The organism is Chelativorans sp. Marseille-P2723, from assembly GCF_902809845.1.
Classification (GTDB): domain Bacteria; phylum Pseudomonadota; class Alphaproteobacteria; order Rhizobiales; family Rhizobiaceae; genus Chelativorans.
Genome location: NZ_CADDWI010000008.1, coordinates 891,632 through 910,024 on the forward strand (window position 1 = coordinate 891,632; position 18,393 = coordinate 910,024).

Consider the following 18,393-nt stretch of genomic DNA (forward strand, 5'->3'; position numbering starts at 1 on the left):
ATGAACTGGTCCATCAGTTTCGAGCCATTAATCTCGTGGACGGTGCTGGGGTTCCTGCTGCTGCCTTTGGCAACCCTCATGGCCTGGAGCCTCGTTTTCGGCCGGCGCGGCGCGCTGCTTCGGCTTGCGGCGCTTGCAGTCTTGGCTCTCGCCCTCGCCAACCCGGTCCTGCTGGAGGAGGAGCGCGAACCCCTCAAGAGCGTAGTCGCGCTTGTGGTTGACGAAAGTCAAAGCCAGGATATCGGCGATCGTTCGCAAACCACGCGCAGGGCGGCGGAGGCCTTGCAGGAACGCCTCTCCGGTTTCAACCAGTTCGAGCTTCGTGTGGTAAGGGCAGGGCGCGGGGAGGCGATGGACGAGCATACCCAAACACGTCTCTTCGAAGCGTTGGAAGGAACGCTGCGGGACGTACCGCCCTCGCGCGTGGCAGGCTCCATCCTCATCACGGACGGGCAGGTGCACGATGCGCCGGCGGGTGCTTCGGGTCTTGCCGGGCCGCTCCACGCACTGATCACCGGCGAGGAGGACGAGCGCGACCGGCGCATCCGCTTTGAGCGCGCGCCGCGTTTCGGCATTGTAGGCCAGCCGATGGAGATGACCTACCGTGTACTCTCTTCCGACCAGGAAGCCGGAGCCATTGAGGTGGAGGTCTTCGTCAATGGCGAGCTTGCACTCGTCGAGCAGGCGGTGATCGGGCGTGAGATGCCCATGGAAGTAACCATTCCCAATGCTGGCCGCAACATTATCGAGTTGCGGATCGAAGCGGAGGAAGGCGAACTTACCAAGACCAACAACCGTGCCGTCGCGCTGGTTGATGGTATCCGCGAAAATTTGCGGGTGCTGCTCGTATCCGGGGAACCGCATTCTGGCGAGCGTACCTGGCGCAACCTTCTGAAGTCCGACGCTTCAGTGGACCTCGTCCATTTCACGATTCTCCGCCCCCCGGAAAAGCAGGACGGCACGCCCATCAATGAGCTGTCCCTGATCGCCTTTCCCACACGCGAGCTGTTCGTCGAGAAGATCAACGATTTCGACCTCATCATCTTCGACCGCTACCAGCATCGTGACGTGCTGCCGATCCTCTACTACGACTATATCGCCGAGTATGTGGAGAATGGTGGCGCGCTGCTGATCGCCGCCGGCCCGGAATTCGCGGGCGACCAGTCGATCGCGCGTACACCGCTGATTTCAACCCTTCCAGGGTTGCCAAACGGCGAAGTGGTGGAAGCGGGGTTCTATCCCCGACTTTCCGAAATGGGCGAGCGTCATCCCGTGACGCGGGCGCTGGATGGTTCAGCTTCCGAGCCACCGGATTGGAGCCGCTGGTTCCGCATTGTCGGCATCGACCGCCCGCAAGGCCAAGTGGTGATGGAAGGACCGGATGGCCGCCCCCTCCTCCTGCTTGCCCGTGAAGGGGAAGGTCGCGTTGGCATGTTCATGTCCGATCAGGGTTGGCTTTGGGCGCGCAATTACGAGGGAGGCGGCCCTTACGTCTCGCTATACCGTCGGATCGCGCACTGGCTTATGAAGGAGCCGGAACTGGAGGAAGAACGGCTGACGGCCGAGGGCCGAGGGATGGAGCTTGAGATTGTCCGCCAGACGATGGACGAGTCGGCGGAAAGCGCTACGGTAACAACGCCCTCTGGCAATAAGCTCGATGTACAGCTCACTGCTGCCGGGCCGGGCCTTTTCCACGCGACACTGGAGGTGGGGGAAATCGGCCTCTACCAGATCGAAAATGGCGAGCTTTCCGCGCTTGCCCATGTCGGCCCGGTCAATGCGCCTGAATTCGCCGATGCCACATCCACCGAGGAGATCCTGCGTCCGGCCGCCGAAGAAAGCCGTGGCAGCGTGCGCCGCCTGGGAGATGGCGGGGCCGGTATCCCCAACGTCGTTCCCGTGCGTTCCAATGCCTCTGTTGCCGCTGGCCGGGACTGGATCGGGCTTCAGACAACGAACGACAGCGTTCTGAAATCCGTGCGGAGGGTGCCGCTCTTTGCTGGCTTTCTCGGCCTTGGCGTTCTGCTACTTGCAATCGGCTCGATGTGGTATCGCGAAGGGCGCTGACTGCTGGCCACGCGCTAGTGATGCCCTTAAGCTACAACGGGTGCGCTGGCGCCTGCATGCACCATCATTCCGCACATCCTGGATAGAGCGCCTTCTTCGAGTTCCACTGCTAGCAACCGGTTGGGATCGACAGGACGCGGCATAGTAATCTGCCCGAGGGGAATGCGCGAGAAGCCCAACGGCCCATAATAGGGCTCATCGCCCACCAAGACAACAACGCCCCAGCCAGCTTTGCGCGCCGCCTCAAGCGCGATCCGCACCAGTTTCTTGCCGATGCCCTGGTTCTTGTAGCTGGGACGCACGGCAAGCGGCCCAAGCAGCAGGCCAAGCCCTTCACCAGCAGCAACACGTGTTAGACGGACCGAGGCAACCACATGCCCGTCGTGCATTGCAATGAAGGAGAGAGCCCTCTCATGCGGCCCCCCTTCGCGGATACGGTAGGCTGCGCGGGCAAAACGGCCCGGCCCGAAAGCTTCGGCGTTGATTTCTTCTATTTCGGCGTCGTGCGCCGCCTCTTCCGGCAGGAAGAGAATATCGGCTAGGAGCATGGGTCGCGTTCCGGTCATTCGAAAGGATGATCTGAAGGCACGTGCAGTGCCAATCGATCGCGCATCTCGGCGCGTCAGCCCTTTCGTCGTCGTTCTACCCGGAACAGGGTCATTGTTTGTTTCTCCTACTGCCGCCCCGCTATCATCAAACGCGTGCTTAGTCCACTGGATTAAAGCCGCAGGCCTGATTGTTGACGGTCCGTTCAGACCGCCCGCGCTTGGTAACGGCGCTGCACCGTCTTAGATAGCTAAGAGTTACAAGGAGAATGTCATGGGATTGCTAGTTGACGGTACCTGGCACGATGAATGGTATGACACTTCAAAAACAGGCGGGCGGTTCGAGCGCTCCAAGTCGCAGTTCAGGGACTTCGTAACGAAGGACGGTGCGCCTGCGCCGGGGCGCGAGCGGGGCTTCGGAGCTGAGCCGGGGCGCTATCACCTTTACGTATCCTTTGCGTGCCCTTGGGCACACCGTACGCTCATTTTCCGCAAGCTCAAGAAGCTTGAGGAGATCATTTCCGTCTCGGTCGTCCACCATTTCATGGGCGACAACGGCTGGACGTTTCTCAAGGAAGACGGTGCGACGGGCGACGATCTTTATGGCTCGGACTATTTGCACCAAATCTACACCAAGGCGGATCCGTATTACTCAGGGCGGGTAACGGTGCCCGTCCTCTGGGACAGGAAGACGGAGACCATCGTCAGCAACGAATCCGCAGAAATCATTCGGATGTTCAACTCCGCCTTCGATGAATGGGCAGACCCGTCAATCGATCTTTATCCGGAAAGCTTGCGCAGCGAAATCGACGAGATCAATGAGCGCGTCTATGCCAATGTGAACAACGGTGTCTACCGGGCGGGCTTCGCGACTACGCAGGAGGCCTATGAAGAAGCTTTTCGCCAACTTTTCGAGACGCTGGATGGACTGGAAGAGCGTTTGGGGCGTCAGCGTTATCTCGCCGGCGAGCAGATGACGGAAGCGGACTGGCGGCTCTTTACCACGCTCGTGCGGTTCGATCCTGTCTATGTCGGCCACTTCAAGTGCAATCTCAGGCGAATAGCCGATTACCCGAACCTTTCGAACTACCTCCGCGAGCTCTACCAGGTGCCGGGCATAGCCGAGACCGTGAACATGCATCACATCAAGGCGCATTATTACGCCAGCCATGCAACCATCAATCCGACGCGCATTGTGCCCGTGGGGCCGGAACTGAACTATAATGCCCCGCACGACCGGGAAAGGTTGAAAAAGGCGGCCTGAGGCCCCGCCGCCGGCTTTCCGCCTCTCACCATTCCGCGGAGACTGGCTGGCCGTTGAAGATTTCTGCCAGCCGCCGTCGCGTGCCGGATGTGGTGCCGTCCGGCAGATCATCGAGCGGGAAGAAGCGGGCCTCGGCGATCTCCAGGTCGGGTTTGCGCTTCCCTTCCTGGCGAAAATCGGCAACGAGATAGACGGCGACATGATCACGCCTGCTGGCGCTGCGGTTGAGGTGCACAGACTTTAGTACCGGTGACCCGAGCAGGACGATGTTGCCTTCCTCCCGCAACTCGCGGACAAGACAGTCTTCAAGCGTTTCACCGGGCTCGACGCCGCCGCCAGGCAGGTGCCATCCGCCTACATAGGTGTGGCGGACGAGCAGGATCGCGCCATGAGCGTCGATAACAACGGCGCGCACGCCGACAGTCAAAGGTCGACGCAGCAAATGATAAAGATGAAAAATCCGGATGCGCAGTCGCATCCTATCCGGTGGTTGCGCGTCAACGCTGTGTGAAGAACGGGTCATCGCGCAGCTCGGGGCTGGAAAGCGAAGCCGTCCTGCACTACACACGGTTTATGTTCCGGCTCGCGCATTTTTCCGATATCCATCTCGGCCCGCTCCCCGAAGTAAGTTATCGCGAGTTGGTCTCAAAGCGTATTACCGGCTACATCAACTGGCAACGTCGCCGCCGAGTGAGCCTCGACAAGGGCATTATAGACCGCATCACCGAAGACATTGTGGCTTCTGCGCCTGACCATATCGCGCTCACGGGCGATCTGGTCAATCTTGCGCTTGACAAGGAAATCGAAATGGCGCGGCTGTGGTTGGAAGGTATGGGCAGCCCACATGACATCTCCGTTGTGCCAGGCAATCACGATGCCTATGTGCCCGGGGCGCTCGAAAAGGTTTATGCAGCCTGGGGCGATTACATGATGGGTGACGGGGAGGTTGGGCCGGTTGATCGCAGAAGCTTCCCCTATCTGCGCGTGCGCGGGCCGATTGCGCTGATCGGCGTTTCCTCTGCGAGGGCAACAGCGCCCTTTCTTGCCAGCGGCTTCTTTACCGAAGAGCAGGCCATCAGGACCGCAAGGCTGCTGGACGAGACCGGTGATAGCGGCCTGTTCCGGATTATCCTCATTCACCATCCGCCCGTACGCGGTGCGACGGGCGCGCACAAGCGGCTCCTTGGTATCGGCCGTTTTCAGGACATCGTGCGGCGGCATGGGGCGGAAATTGTCTTACATGGGCATACGCATCTGGCTACCGTCCACCGCATAGATGGATCGCGGGGAACGACTATCCCGGTTGTAGGCGTGGCGGCGGCTGGCCAGGCACATGGCGGAGCACACCCCCCAGCCCATTATAATCTTCTTGAGATCATTGGCGCACCTGGCGCTTGGCAGGTGCGCCTCAGCCGGCGCGGCCCCCGTGTGTCGGGCGGTGAGGTCACTGAGCTTTCCACGCAATGGCTGGTTTCCACTGATCGTGCTCCTGCGTGAGCTTCATACCTTCGTGGCAAACCCGGCCAGCAGGCAGATGCCGCTGACGAAGGAAGAGAGGTATCCCATAGGCACCAGATAGAAGCGCTCGTTGCTTGTGTCCTGGTGGGTGATATCTGTTCCCACGAACATGAAAAAAGCCAGGAAGCAGACTGCTGCGAATATGGCGAATGCGATAAACGCCCATAGAAATCGGTTCATGAAGTGGCTCCATGGAAAAAGGCGAATGGCCGCCGTATCTGAAAAGAGTCCAGAGTTTGCGGGCAGAGCGGCCAAAATGAGTCTTTTGCCAGATTTCCACGGCTTTTCTCGCGCGCGCTGGAAAGCTGCCTTAATGATCGCGTGCAAGGGCAGAGGGGCGCTGCGTCAGGGCTGAAGATATTGCTGCAACTCGGGAAAGCGGTCCGAGAGGAAGAAGAGCATGGCTGCAACGCCGACAACGCCCCCGGCAGCTACCAGAAGAAGAGCCCCGACGGTGGCTCGCCATATGCTTGGTTTTGCCGCAGACGCTTCCTGTGCCAAGCTTTGCCGCCTCTCGGACATGCGGGGCAGGGCAACAACCTCGCCTTCAACCAGGCGCTGGCGCTCTACCATGCGCTCGGCGATATAGCGGGTAACCTGATCGGCAACTGTCCGCACTTCGGTGGATTCTGCCAGAACCACGCGGCCGAGGCGCGTATCGCGCAGAAAGCGATAGGTGCGCCTATCCGGGCCCATGACGATATGGGCCACAGCATCTATCCAAAGACGCGGTTTTTCACCCGACGAAAGCGCGAAGTCGAAGGTAGGGTCGTCCTCCGGCACTTCGGCAAAGACAGGTGCAAGCTCCTGTGCGAGAAGTTCCAGCCGTGTACGGCTTGCTTCCCGCATCTCCACCACCACGTCCTCGCGGTCGGCTGCGGCAGTTTTAATCTCGCGCACGACATCGGAAAGTCTGCGCACATTGCCTGGCGGCGCGACTTTCTGGCCGGCCTCGCTCATCCTCGGTCCTCCAGACCAAGATCTTTCCTAATCGTTAACACGGCACGCCCGGAAAATCATCTCGAATCGTTTCCGTTCCTGACGAAAACACCGCACTTTCAACCAATCGGAGCATGATTGCGCGGCAAGACAAGGCAAGCCCGCTGTGTTGCCGAGGTCCTTCCTTGTAGCAAGACCTTTTTAGAAGCCGGAATCAGCTTTCGGAAAGGCGATGCCCGCGCGATTGCATGCGTCCGCACCCTCTGCGGCACCGCCCGGTTCCAGCGCGGCCTATCCGACGATGCGATTGGCCGCTGAGACCACCGCCTCCAGCGAAGCAGCAACTATATTTGTGTTGATGCCTACACCGAACAGCCTGCCGCCCGGATGCTCCACATCCATATAGCAGATGGCCGCAGCGTCGGCCCCGCGTTGGAGTGAATGCTCGGAATATTCGTGGACGGTCATCTCCACCCCCACATAGGCGGAAAGGGCATTGATGAAGCCATCTATAGGCCCATTCCCGATGCCCTTGATTGTCGTCTCCTTACCCTTGTCGAGAATTATGGCCTCCACAATGCGCCGGCCCTTTGCATCGGGATCGGGAAAGGTCTGGTGATCGACGAATTTCAGCCGCGCGCCCGGTTGCTCGACATAAAGCTCCAGAAAGCGGTCGTAGATGCATTTGGACGGCAGTTCTTTACCTTCCGCGTCCGTGATGGCCTGAATATCCTCGCGGAACTCAACCTGCAGATTGCGCGGCAGGTTCAGGCCGTAATCGGCCTGGAGAACATAGGCGATGCCGCCCTTGCCTGACTGGGAGTTGATGCGGATGATCGCCTCATAGGTCCGTCCCACGTCGGCAGGGTCGATGGGCAGATAGGGAACCTCCCACTGCTCCCTGTTAGCTTTGCGGAACGCCTTCATCCCCTTGTTGATGGCATCCTGGTGCGAACCTGAGAAAGCCGTGTAAACCAGCTCGCCCACATAGGGGTGCCGCTCGGGTATGCGCAGCTGGTTGCTATATTCATAGACGTCCTTGATCCGGTTGATGTCGGAGCAGTCCAGCATCGGGTCAACGCCCTGCGTATACATGTTCAGCGCCAGCGTTACGACATCGACATTGCCGGTGCGTTCGCCATTGCCGAAAAGCGTGCCCTCGACGCGCTCGGCACCGGCCATTAGGCCAAGTTCGGTCGCCGCTATGCCCGTACCTCGGTCATTATGCGGATGCAGGGATACGATGATGCTGTCGCGCCGGTCCAGATGGCGCCCCATCCATTCGATCTGGTCCGCGTAGATGTTCGGTGTGGACATTTCCACCGTTGCGGGCAGGTTGATGATGAGTTTGTTTTCGGGAGTAGGATCCACGATCTCGATCACCGCATTGCAAATTTCCAGCGCCACCTCTAGCTCCGTGCCGGTAAAGCTTTCCGGTGAGTATTGGAAGCGATACTCACCACCTGCCGCGGCCGCCATGTCGGTAATCATCCTGGCAGCGTCTGTGGCAATTTTCTTGATGCCTGCAACGTCCTTTTCGAAGACGACACGGCGCTGCAATTCGCTGGTCGAATTGTAGAAATGGACGATCGGACGTCGCGCGCCTTCAAGCGCCTCAAACGTGCGCGTGATCAGTTCAGGACGACATTGTACGAGCACCTGGAGCGATACGTCATCGGGCACATTGCCATGCTCGATCGCCCAGCGCGTGAAGTCGAAATCCGTCTGGGAGGCCGAAGGAAAGCCGATCTCGATCTCCTTGAAGCCCATGTCGAGGAGCAATGCGAACATACGCGACTTGCGTTCGTGCCCCATCGGGTCGATGAGAGCCTGATTGCCATCGCGCAGGTCTACCGAGCACCAGATCGGCGCCTTTTCGATGCGTTTGGATGGCCAGACGCGGTCAGGAAGATCGATCAGGGGATAAGGTTGATATTTTTGCGCCGCATCAGGCATGCCCTTCTTGTCGACGCTCTGCCTGGCATTTCTAATCTTGGAATCCATTCCACTTCTCCTGGCGCTTTGCTACAGCGCACTTGCCTGCAAGACTTCCTCATTTCCAGTTAAAGAAGGAGCAAGCCAGAAGCTTCCGGCGACATCCGATCGCCGGGCGCCCCTTCAGTGGACCCGGCGATCGCCGATAAGGCCGAGAAGCAGAAGTTCGGATAGAGTAGCATGCAGGTCCGCTCCGATGGAGGCGGCAAGAACAGCAGATTTCGCGCATGCTGAATGGCTCATGAGCGTCTGATAGACGAGCCGAAAGCAAGATGCAACCGGCTTTCGCGCTTGACTCGAAGAACAAGGTTCTTGTGGGATGATCTTAGGTTGTAAGTATCCAGTTAAACGACTTTAAATTGTTATAGTCCAGTCTCATTCCGAATACGCGCCCCCGTCAAGTGGGGCGTTGCCGTGGGGGAGGGCACCGCCGCCCCGCGCGGTGGAGTCCTCCATTTTTATGGAGTACTCGGATGAGGATATTACACGCCGGAGTTGCTAGCTTTACGCTCTGTTTTCTTGCAGGCGAGCTTTTCGCAGCGGACGCGCTTTACCTTGACGAAAAGACGCCGGAAGCGCATGCCTTTGACTGGTCCGGGCCCTATTTCGGCCTCGCCGGCGGTTTCGCATGGAGCAAGGCTGAGGTGGATGGAGGCGCCATCGTCGCCGCCGTCTTACCCGATAAGAAGAGGCTTTATGCCGATGGAATGTTCGGCGGCGTATATGCCGGATACAACCGGGCGTTCGGTCCTTGGATATTCGGCATTGAAGGCGATGCGCAGCTTTCGGATATCGCACTCGAATACCGCAAAGGTGCATTTTCAGCCAGCTACGACACGGACTGGTTTGCTACCGCCCGCCTGCGTGCCGGCTATTCAATCGGCCGGATACTGCCCTATGTGACGGCAGGCGTTGCGCTCGCTCATGGAACCTTAAAGACAGAACACGAGACGACCCACCACCTGACTTTCGATCAGAAAGATACCTTTGCGGGCTACGCGCTTGGTGCAGGCATGGATATGGCCTTTTCGGAAAGGCTTATTGGCAGGCTTGAATATCTTTACCTGGATCTTCCCGACACGCTCCATAAGAGAGTTGGCGACCTCGATATCGAACCTGTGGGGCACACCCTACGCTTCGGCATGGCTTACAAATTCTGAAGAACCATCGCTGGCTGGGACGACAAGCCCCAGCCATCTATAATGGTCCATGGCACGGAATGCTCTTTCCAGCCGATCCGACGATGCTCGAAAAGCCAGTGTCAGGCGGCGTTGCTGGCAAGCCAGCTTGCCAGTTCGTCGACTGTCCTGTCGGCAACGGCTTCCATAGTGGCATCGGTCACGGCGGGCCATCCTTCCCCGGATCCGCCGGTTGCTCGCTCCTGTCCCTGGATGCGGTGCAGCCGGTTTCCCGCCGGATCGAGGACATCCCAGACATAGATGACCGTCGTCTGCCCGTTCTCGGTGATGGTAGAAAAATAGCCCTTTAGGATATGCGTCGCACTTCCGGCATCGCTGGTAACGGGCAAGCCCTGCTGGCTGGCCCTTGCCTGAAGCCGGCTGGAAAGCGCAGGCACTGCCGCTGCATCCGCGCCGATTACCGGCGTTATCTGCAGGCGAACATTTCGGGCTGGCGTCCGCTGGCCGAAGAAGGACGTCTGAGTACCTGTTGAGCCTGAATCGGACGAAAACCCGCCCAAATCCATTGACGAACAACCGGCGAGAAACGCCAGTGGTAGAAGCCATGCTGCCGATCGAAAGCGCATTATTTCCTTTCCCCGCAAATTCCCCGCTTCTGAACCGACTTCTACCTTATGATCAAATCGATACCGTGGCGAGAAAGGGGCAGGGGGGAGGATTCTGTTGTCAGATAGGTGCGGCCGAGACACATAGCCGTGCCCGACTCCGAGTCCATAATGATCATGTGGGCAAATAACGTCATATCCGCGGCTATGGGCTCGGGATTGCCTGCATAGAACATCGGCGGGTCCATCCAGGAGGGCGAGAAGCGTGCGCCCAGCGAATAGCCGCATGCATTGAGACGGTGCTTCGTCAGGCCGCTCGCCTCCATCACCTTGGCGTGGGCATCGAAAACATCTCCGAAGCTGTTGCCGGGCGACATCACCTTTTCACAGGCCAGAAGAGCAGCGCGCGCGGCCTCGAACAATTCCTGATGGCGGCGGGAAGCCTTGCCGGTCAGTACTGTCTGCATCATGGCGGCATGATAATGATGGTAGACGCCCGCCCATTCGAGGGTAAGTTGATCGTTCTTGGTCAGCTTGCGCCTGCCGGCCTTATAACGGCAGAGAAGCGCATCCTGGCCTGAGCCGATAACGAATTCATTAGCCGGGTAGTCGCCGCCGCCAGCAAGAATCGTTGCCTGCATCGCGGCTAGAATCGCCGCCTCGTCCCCGCCCTGCTTGATGAGCGGAAGCGCCGCATCCAGCGCGTCATCGGCAAGGCTTGCGGCCCGCTTTACCTTCTCGATCTCGGCTGGGCTCTTCAGCAGCCTGAGGTGCGCGATGACATCGGATGCGTCTTCGATCTTGCCGAATGTCTGCAATTGTTCGTCAAGCATCTTGCCGTTCTTTGCAGTCAGCCCATGGGTGTCATACTCCACACCGATGCGCATGCCGAGCAGATCAAGGTCATTGAGCAGATTGCGCAGCTCTGCGGCCGGATTGACACCATGACGGTCGTTCCAGACGCGGATATCCTCAATGATGGAGGTGTGCCGTGCCTGCCGCAGGTCAGCCGAGCGGGTCAGAAGAACCATGGAGCCGTCGGCTTTCACCACAAGACACTGGAAGAAGCAGAAGCCGAAGCTGTCATAGCCCGTCAGCCAGTACATGCTTTCCTGTGCAAAAAGCAGCATTGCATCCAGTTTGCGCTCCGACATCTCGATGACGAGCCGGTCCCGCCGGGCGTCGAATTCGGCGCGGTCGAAATGAAGTGCCATCAAAATTCCTCCAATGCGATCGCCGATATCTGGCGTCCGTAATCCGGTTCGTTACGATGAACGGAACGGCGGTAGGAGAAGAAGCATTCCTCCTCCGTATAGGTGCACCGGCCAAGGGCATGCGCGCGCACCCCCGCCCTTTCCAGGCGGTGGAGCGTGTAGAGATTGAGGTCGAAAAAGGCATGGCCGGTGCGGAACGACGCCCGGAAATAGCGCTCGTTCTCCGGGTTAGCGGTGGTGAACCGTTCGACAAACTCCGCCCCCACCTCATAGTTCGCCTGGCTGATGGAAGGACCAAGGACTGCAATGATGCGTTCGCGTTGCGCGCCAAGGCGTTCCATGGCCGCAACGGTGTTCTCAAGAACTCCGGTGAACGCACCCTTCCAACCTGCATGCGCCGCGCCGATCACGCGGGCATTGTCATCTGCGAGGAGGACAGGCCCGCAATCTGCCGTGAGCACGCCCAGCACCAGGCCGGGACTGGCGGTGACCATTGCGTCGGCGCGGGGCGGGCTTCCGCGAAATGGCGTCTCCACCACGATCGCGTCGGCCGAATGGCATTGATGAACGGTTATAAGGCGATGCGGGTCCCCGCCCATCCGGGCAGCCACCCGCCGGCGGTTTTCATGTACCTTTTCGGGGTGATCGCCTGAACCCAGCCCCACATTGAGGCTGTGATAGATACCCTCCGATACGCCGGCTGCTCGGGTAAAGAACCCATGCCTTACGCCGCTGGCGCGGGCACTATCGAGAAGCGGCGACCGGAGGGGTTCCGGTATTGGCTGGTCCAGCATGCTGGTTTTCATAGTCCGTTTTCAGACGCGCGGATCGTGAGGCAGGCAAGGATTCAAGTCAATCGCGTTGCCAAAGGGCGGAACCGACATTTCGGGAAGCATGACCGCCAGAACCTTGAACAGCACACCCATCTGCTCCGGATCGGCCAGCCGCTCGACCTCGCTGCGAATACGTTCCTGTTCTTCCATGCTCTTGCCTGCGCCTAGCCGTCCTGCCCGTTCAAGCAGCCCAAGCCCAAGCAGGAAATCGCGCTGTAGCATGAGCCGCGACGCAAGACCGTGTGACCGCGCTACCTTAGCCAGTGCGGTAAAATCCACATGCGCGGTGAGATCCGCCTCGCCGGGGCTGGCGAGTGTGTCCTCATAGGCATGGCGGCGCACGGCCTGAAGCGTGTCCCCCAGAGCCGGGCCTTCATAGCCGTAATCGATGAAAAGTCCTGCGCCGCCGTCCTTTGCCAGCCGAGCGGCAATCACATCCATAATCGCCTCCCTGGCGGGCGAGATTTCGAAGATCGTGCCATCCGCCGCACGAGCTGCCTCTGGCGGCAGCAGGGCGGGGTCAAGGGCTCCAGCGCCGGCCATGAAGGCAAGCCCACCATCCGCATCGAAAGCGACCACCCGCTCGCGCCAGCCCGTGCCAGTCTTCACATACTGACGTATGGGCACGGCATCGAACAACTCGTTGCCGACGATAAAGAGCGGTCCGGTGGGAAGTTCCTCGATGCGGTCGTACCAGTGGAGCGGCACGGGTGTGTCAGTCAGCACCCGCCTTTGTACTGCCTTCAGCCGCGGGCTCGCCTCCACCAGAGTGAAGCGGTGGGATTTCAGGAATGCAGGTGCCACTCGCGCCAGCGTTCGCAGCATATCCTTCATCAGTGTGCCGCGCCCAGGCCCTATCTCGCAGAAGACGGCATCTTGCGGAGCCCCGGCTGCCTGCCAGGCCGCGTAGAGCCAGATGCCGACAAGCTCGCCGAACATCTGGCTTACTTCCGGGGCTGTGATGAAGTCGCCCGCAGCCCCGAACGGCTCGCGCGTGGTGTAGTAGCCATACTCCGGGTCGAACAGGCAATGCGCCATGTAGTCGGCAACGCTCATCGGGCCTGTGACCTCGATCAACCGGCTGATCTTCTGTCCCAGCAGGTTCATCTTTCCTGTCCGGCAGGGATGGATTTCCGTGCTGTCGCCATAGCCCAGATTCCTGCGGTCACCATGGGCGTCGACAGAATCATTCCCATCGTCAACCAGCCCCCGGCCAGATAGCCGATGTGAGCATCCGGTTCGCGGAAGAACTCGACAAAGATCCGCGAAATTCCGTACCCGCAGATGAACGCTCCGCCCACAAACCGCGGGGTCTTCAGCCTGAAGCGCCGGTGGGTGAGGAAGCGCAGTACGAGAAACAGCACCAACCCCTCAAGCGCTGCCTCATAAAGCTGGCTGGGGTGGCGCGGCAACGGGCCGCCACCGGGAAAGACGACGCCCCAGGCAACGTCGGTCGGCCGCCCCCAAAGCTCCGCATTGATGAAGTTGGAAAGCCGCACCAGCCCGAGCCCGACCGGCGTGCCCGCTGCAACCGTATCGAGCAGGCTCCACGCATTGATGCCGCGCGAGCGCGCAAACAGGAGCATGGCGAGAATGGTGCCCAGCATTCCGCCATGGAAGGACATGCCGCCTTGCCATATGGCGATGATGTCGAGCGGGTTCTCGATATAACGGGACAGGTCATAGAAAAGCACGTAGCCGAGCCTGCCCCCGAGCACCACGCCGGCCGCTGCCCAGATAACGAAGTCGTCGAGGTCCTCCGGCCGCATGGGCGGGGTCTCGTTCGCCCAAAGGCCTGGCCTGCTGACAAGCCGCTTCGCATACCACCAGGCAAAGAGTATGCCCACCACATAGCCAAGCCCGTACCAATGGATAGCGAAAGGCCCGATCTCAAAGATTATGGGGTCGATATTGGGGAAGGGAAGGGCAGCCAGTGGCAGCAGGAGAAAATGATCGCTCAAGCATGCCTCCTGTTATAGCTGGGGTCTTGCTCCAAAGACCGGAAAGAGGGATTTCCGGGATGCGTGGCGCAGCAAGGCGTCGGGTTCGTAGGGGCGGACCTATGCGCAAGCATTGCGGCGAGGTCAAGCCCGGGCCATAAAGCGTGCAGAGATGTAGGCGGTTGCATTTGTGGCCGGTGAACCCTAACTGCATAGAATCAACGAAAGGCGCCAATATGACCAACGGTACGAACCGAATCCTGGACGAGTTCGCGAAACTGGTAACGGATGCTGCTGGTGCCGCACAGGGCGTCAGCCGGGAATTCGAGAACTTCTTCCGTGCGCAGGCAGAGCGCATGGTCAACTCGATGGATCTCGTCCAGCGGGAAGATTTCGAGGCGGTTCGTGAAATGGCCATCAAAGCGCGCGAAGAGAATATCATGCTGCTCGCGCGCATCGAAGCCTTGGAGGCGAAATTGGCTTCCGGCGCTGCCACCGGGGCCGAAAGTGCTTCTGATGCGTCACCCACAAAAAAATAATCCCTGCTTTACTTGGCTGTGAGCAACGCAAAAAACGCTGGCGCTAGAGTCAGTTAAGAGCCAGTGTAAGGCATCGCAGAACCCCGGCTATCCACATCGCGAGGTTGCGGTTGTGAAAAAAGGGCTGGCCAGACGTTCCGCTATCAATAGACTGAATTTGTTACATGATTCGGATCATGTGCCGGGCAGGGGCGGGCTCGTCAGTCCTCGTGTATCTTCTTCGCTCCGCTCAGTGTGTCGAACGTGTTCGGTCGCGTGCGTTTGAACCGAATGTGCCACATGGCGGGCGCCGTATGGTGCTCCCCAAAAAGGGAAAGCAGAATTTATGAGCCTTCTTGAATACGACGTGATGCGCGGCGCTCACCCAGTGGATGTCATCGAGCATGTCGCGCATTCCAACGACTGGAGCTTCGAGCGCAATGGCGATGATGAAATCGCTATCTCGGTCGCTGGCACCTGGACGGATTATCACGTCTCCTTCTCCTGGATGGAGGAGTTCGAGGCGCTGCATGTGGCCTGCGCCTTCGACCTGAAGGTGCCGGAACAGAAGGCAGCGGAGATCATGCGCCTCCTGTCGCTCATCAACGAACAGATGCTTTTCGGCCATTTTGATTTCTGGGAGCGGGAGGGTGTCATCATGTTCCGGCAATCGCTTGTGCTTGCCGGTGGCCTGGAGCCCACCAGCCAGCAGGTGGAGGTGATGCTCAACAGCGCGCTGGAAGCTTGCGAGTGCTATTATCAGGCATTCCAATACGTGCTGTGGTCGGGAAGCACCGCACAGCAAGCGTTGAACAGTGTTCTGTTCGAAACCTTCGGCACGGCCTGAATTTGCCATGGGTTCCAGAAAGCCGGAGATAGAATACGCGGACTTCGACAGGATCGACATTCGCGCCGGCACTGTGGTCGAAGCCAAATCCTATCCAGAGGCACGCAAGCCCGCGATCAAGCTGTGGATCGACTTCGGGCCGGAAATCGGAACAAAAAGATCCTCCGCCCAGATCGCCGCCAATTATACACCCGAATCCTTGGTCGGTAGGCAGGTGATGGCGGTCGTCAACTTTCCGCCCCGCCAGATTGGCAAGTTCCTGTCTGAAGTTCTGACGCTGGGTGTTGCCGACGAGGCTGGGGATGTCGTCCTTGCCAGCGCGGACAAGCCGGTTCCCAATGGGAGTCGGCTGCATTAGCCGGTATTCTTGGGCATCAAGGCTCGGCGCGTTTTGTCGGCGTGCGGCTGGCGCGCTGGTTGCGATAAAGCGCCGTCTTGTACTTTGAAGTAAAGTATCTACTTTCGCCTCGGTATAAAAAATATACTGCCCTTCCCTTCATCTCGGCACGGGCGGTGCGCAGCATCGAGGAATTGCATGTCATTGAAGCTCAACATCATTATCGGCAGTACGCGTCCCGGCCGTAAGGGGCCATTCATCGCCAATTGGCTCGCGCAGGTCGCAGGAGCGCATGGCGCGTTCAACGTTGATCTGGTGGACCTTATGGATTTCAACCTGCCGTTGTTGGACGAGGCTGCGCACCCGCGGTTGCAACAGTATGAGCACGAGCACACACGGCGTTGGGCAGAAAGCGTCGACTCGGCCGACGCTTTCGTGTTCGTGACGCCTGAATATGATTATTTTCCTCCAGCGAGCGTTGTGAACGCGGTACAGGTCCTGCAGCGTGAATGGCATTACAAGCCTGCCGGCCTGATGAGCTACGGCGGTGTTTCCGGCGGTATGCGCTCCGCCCAGTCTTTGCGGCTCCTGCTGGGCAACGTGAATGTTCATGCCCTGCCACAGGAGGTGCCTGTTCCCTTCTTTCCTAAGTTCCTCGGCGAGAACGGCGAATTCGTTCCAGACGAACAGATTGTCGGAGGGGCAAAAGCTATGCTCACCGAACTGCATAAATGGGCAGTCGCCTTGAAACCCATCCGTAAGGCCGAGCGCAAAGCACAGGTCGAAGCAGCCTGACCGTGCCTCATTCCGGGCCTCGAGGCTGAGGCGCAACGCGTCGCCCCATCAATGATTGGGCTGTTGGCCCGCCCCGATGACTATGCCGGCACGCGGATGATGACCCGAAGCCCGCCCGTCTCGCTACTCTCAAGCACAATATCGCCCCCATGGCTGCGGGCGATATCCCGGGCGATGGAGAGGCCAAGACCTGTGCCTCCCTTGTCCTGGTTGCGTGCAATATCCAGCCGCACGAAGGGTTTGAAGACTTCCTCGCGTTTGTCGGGCGGTATGCCGGGTCCGTCATCCTCGACCGTGACAGTCAACGTCCCGTTGCCGTGATAAGCCGTCACCCTCACATTCGATGCGTATCGGAACGCGTTCCCGATCACATTTCCAAGAAGCCTGGAGAAGGCATTCGGGCGTACCAGAACCTCGCTATCACCGGTAAGCGAGGCCGTGAATGCACAGCCGCGCAACCGCGCCTCCTCCTCCATCTTTGAGAAAAAGGCTGCAAGATCGAACTTGCCAGGGTCCTCCAGGGCCTCTCCCCGTGCAAAAGCCAGATAGCCTTCCAGCATCGAGCGCATCTCATCAATATCTGCGTCCAGCGCCTTGATGTCCGCCTTGTTCCGGGCCACGGCCAGTTGCAGCTTGAAGCGTGTGAGAATGGTGCGCAGATCGTGGGAAACGCCCGTAAGCATCGCCGTACGCTGCTCGATCTGGCGTTCGATGCGCTCGCGCATCTGCAGGAAGGCGGAGCCCGCACGGCGCACCTCCTCCGCGCCGTGAGGTTGGAAATCTGTTGTGGACCGTCCCTTGCCGAAGCTCTCCGCAGCCTCGGCCAGTTGCAGTATGGGCCGGATCTGGTTGCGTAGGAAGGCTACCGCGATGGCTAGAAGGACCAGGGAAGTGCCCACCATCCACAGAAGGAATATGTGGGTATTAGACGCATAGGCCTGCCCCCGGCGGGCGAACACTCGCAACACGCTGTCCTCAAGCTGGATACGGATCTCGATGATGTTGGAATTTCCAACCGTATCGAGCCAGAAGGGCCGGTTTATCTGGCGGGTGATCTCTTCCGTCAGCGTCTGGTCGAGAAGGGAAAAGAAGGGTTTTGGACCGGGAGCGGGGAGGGGGTCCGGGGGTTCTATGCTGATCCTGAGTTGCAGCCGCTCCTGAGCGATACGAATGATCTCGGCGTAGTCGTCCTCCTGCGGGTAGGATTCGATCACATCGATGATGGCAGCGATATCCCGCGTCACCGCTTGGGAAAGACGCTGTGTGACCATCTGCCAATGCCGCTCCATGAAGACGAAGGCAATAACCGACTGGAGCAGGATCATGGGCGCGATGACGATGATCAACGACCGCGCATAAAGCCGCTTCGGCATGTAGCGGGAGACGATCTGCCAGAAGCGCCGCCAACCCCGGCGCAAGGGAGAACCCGCCTGCCGCAACCGTGCCAGCGCAGTCCCTGTACCTGCTGCAAAGGGTTCGTATCGAGCCATATGTCCTTCCATGCAGGCGGACGCGCGACAATCGCTGCAGCGCTTGCAGCCGCCCTTTCTTCCACTTTAGCGGCCTTTCACGGCAGCGTCACGGCGGCGAGATGGCTGGCTGTGCTTACCTGCTCGCCCGCGGCCTGCAAATGGATAAGAAGAGGAGAGCGTTCGAAGTCCTCCCGGCAGGGAGGGGAAGTATCCACCGCAGCACTACTACGTGTTTCGATCGATAAGTCAAAGCAGGCGAAGAACGGAACCAGGCGCATTGGCATCTTGAAAAGAAGTAAGGCTTGGCAAAAGATGCGACCTTACCGAGAGTACTAAAATACGGCTAGCCACAGTGATGGCGCTGC

19 protein-coding genes are annotated in these 18,393 nt (G+C 59.4%); 8 read left to right on the plus strand and 11 right to left on the minus strand.

What is annotated here, in order from left to right:
* Complete coding sequence (locus HUS57_RS05990; protein WP_173931959.1) at positions 1 to 2,067, plus strand: hypothetical protein; 2,067 nt, start codon at positions 1 to 3, stop codon at positions 2,065 to 2,067.
* A 26-nt stretch (positions 2,068 to 2,093) separates the two neighbouring features.
* Here HUS57_RS05990 and HUS57_RS05995 read toward each other — a convergent pair whose 3' ends face one another.
* Positions 2,094 to 2,615 (minus strand): N-acetyltransferase, encoded by a 522-nt coding sequence (locus HUS57_RS05995; RefSeq protein WP_173931960.1) that lies wholly within the window; start codon positions 2,613 to 2,615, stop codon positions 2,094 to 2,096.
* A gap of 271 nt (positions 2,616 to 2,886) precedes the next feature.
* Between HUS57_RS05995 and HUS57_RS06000 the strand changes: the two genes are divergently transcribed.
* Positions 2,887 to 3,876, plus strand: a complete 990-nt coding sequence (locus tag HUS57_RS06000) for a glutathione S-transferase family protein (RefSeq protein ID WP_173931961.1) — start codon at positions 2,887 to 2,889, stop codon at positions 3,874 to 3,876.
* Between the two features lie 25 nt (positions 3,877 to 3,901).
* On the opposite strand, the gene HUS57_RS06005 is transcribed toward HUS57_RS06000, so the two are convergent.
* Positions 3,902 to 4,354 (minus strand): NUDIX domain-containing protein, encoded by a 453-nt coding sequence (locus HUS57_RS06005; protein WP_246727753.1) that lies wholly within the window; start codon positions 4,352 to 4,354, stop codon positions 3,902 to 3,904.
* A gap of 95 nt (positions 4,355 to 4,449) precedes the next feature.
* Here HUS57_RS06005 and HUS57_RS06010 point away from each other — a divergent pair, with 95 nt between their 5' ends.
* A complete protein-coding gene (locus tag HUS57_RS06010; RefSeq protein ID WP_173931963.1) occupies positions 4,450 to 5,373 on the plus strand; it encodes a metallophosphoesterase in 924 nt (307 codons plus the stop codon).
* A gap of 3 nt (positions 5,374 to 5,376) precedes the next feature.
* Here the strand turns inward: HUS57_RS06010 and HUS57_RS06015 are convergent, their stop codons facing one another.
* The 3 genes from HUS57_RS06015 to leuA all read right to left on the minus strand — a co-directional run bounded on the left by HUS57_RS06015 (position 5,377) and on the right by leuA (position 8,289).
* Entirely contained in the window at positions 5,377 to 5,574 is a 198-nt protein-coding gene (locus HUS57_RS06015; protein ID WP_173931964.1) for a DUF3955 domain-containing protein, read from the minus strand.
* 165 nt (positions 5,575 to 5,739) lie between these two features.
* Positions 5,740 to 6,354 carry a hypothetical protein gene (locus HUS57_RS06020; RefSeq protein ID WP_173931965.1) on the minus strand — a complete coding sequence of 205 codons (615 nt, stop codon included), beginning with the start codon at positions 6,352 to 6,354 and terminating at the stop codon, positions 5,740 to 5,742.
* Between the two features lie 270 nt (positions 6,355 to 6,624).
* A complete protein-coding gene (leuA, locus tag HUS57_RS06025) occupies positions 6,625 to 8,289 on the minus strand; it encodes a 2-isopropylmalate synthase (RefSeq protein WP_173932317.1) in 1,665 nt (554 codons plus the stop codon).
* A gap of 512 nt (positions 8,290 to 8,801) precedes the next feature.
* On the opposite strand from leuA, the gene HUS57_RS06030 reads away from it, so the two are divergent.
* Entirely contained in the window at positions 8,802 to 9,488 is a 687-nt protein-coding gene (locus tag HUS57_RS06030) for an outer membrane protein (protein WP_173931966.1), read from the plus strand.
* Between the two features lie 101 nt (positions 9,489 to 9,589).
* On the opposite strand, the gene HUS57_RS06035 is transcribed toward HUS57_RS06030, so the two are convergent.
* From HUS57_RS06035 to lgt, 5 genes are read right to left on the minus strand one after another with little or no spacing between them, the layout of a single operon-like run.
* Complete coding sequence (locus HUS57_RS06035; RefSeq protein ID WP_173931967.1) at positions 9,590 to 10,093, minus strand: hypothetical protein; 504 nt, start codon at positions 10,091 to 10,093, stop codon at positions 9,590 to 9,592.
* A gap of 41 nt (positions 10,094 to 10,134) precedes the next feature.
* Positions 10,135 to 11,286, minus strand: coding sequence for a Xaa-Pro peptidase family protein (locus HUS57_RS06040; RefSeq protein ID WP_173931968.1), 1,152 nt, complete (start codon positions 11,284 to 11,286; stop codon positions 10,135 to 10,137).
* Positions 11,286 to 12,080: a peptidoglycan editing factor PgeF gene (pgeF, locus tag HUS57_RS06045; protein WP_173931969.1), complete on the minus strand. Its 795-nt coding sequence runs from the start codon at positions 12,078 to 12,080 to the stop codon at positions 11,286 to 11,288. The genes HUS57_RS06040 and pgeF overlap by 1 nt, the downstream gene beginning before the upstream one ends.
* Before the next feature lie 21 nt (positions 12,081 to 12,101).
* Positions 12,102 to 13,226: a class I SAM-dependent methyltransferase gene (locus HUS57_RS06050; protein ID WP_173931970.1), complete on the minus strand. Its 1,125-nt coding sequence runs from the start codon at positions 13,224 to 13,226 to the stop codon at positions 12,102 to 12,104.
* A complete protein-coding gene (gene lgt / locus HUS57_RS06055; RefSeq protein WP_246727754.1) occupies positions 13,223 to 14,080 on the minus strand; it encodes a prolipoprotein diacylglyceryl transferase in 858 nt (285 codons plus the stop codon). Before lgt ends, HUS57_RS06050 begins: the two co-directional genes overlap by 4 nt.
* A 215-nt stretch (positions 14,081 to 14,295) precedes the next feature.
* Here lgt and HUS57_RS06060 point away from each other — a divergent pair, with 215 nt between their 5' ends.
* The 4 genes from HUS57_RS06060 (at position 14,296) to HUS57_RS06075 (ending at position 16,556) form a co-directional block, all read left to right on the plus strand.
* The gene (locus HUS57_RS06060) at positions 14,296 to 14,598 is read left to right on the plus strand and encodes an accessory factor UbiK family protein (protein ID WP_173932320.1); all 303 of its coding nucleotides are present in this window, start codon (positions 14,296 to 14,298) and stop codon (positions 14,596 to 14,598) included.
* Between the two features lie 325 nt (positions 14,599 to 14,923).
* Complete coding sequence (locus tag HUS57_RS06065) at positions 14,924 to 15,424, plus strand: YbjN domain-containing protein (protein WP_173931971.1); 501 nt, start codon at positions 14,924 to 14,926, stop codon at positions 15,422 to 15,424.
* 7 nt (positions 15,425 to 15,431) lie between these two features.
* A complete protein-coding gene (locus HUS57_RS06070; RefSeq protein ID WP_173931972.1) occupies positions 15,432 to 15,782 on the plus strand; it encodes a tRNA-binding protein in 351 nt (116 codons plus the stop codon).
* Between the two features lie 177 nt (positions 15,783 to 15,959).
* A complete protein-coding gene (locus HUS57_RS06075; protein WP_173931973.1) occupies positions 15,960 to 16,556 on the plus strand; it encodes an NADPH-dependent FMN reductase in 597 nt (198 codons plus the stop codon).
* An 80-nt stretch (positions 16,557 to 16,636) separates the two neighbouring features.
* Here HUS57_RS06075 and HUS57_RS06080 read toward each other — a convergent pair whose 3' ends face one another.
* On the minus strand, positions 16,637 to 17,929 hold the full coding sequence (locus tag HUS57_RS06080) for an ATP-binding protein (RefSeq protein WP_246727784.1): 1,293 nt from the start codon (positions 17,927 to 17,929) through the stop codon (positions 16,637 to 16,639).
* Positions 17,930 to 18,393 lie beyond the last annotated feature (464 nt).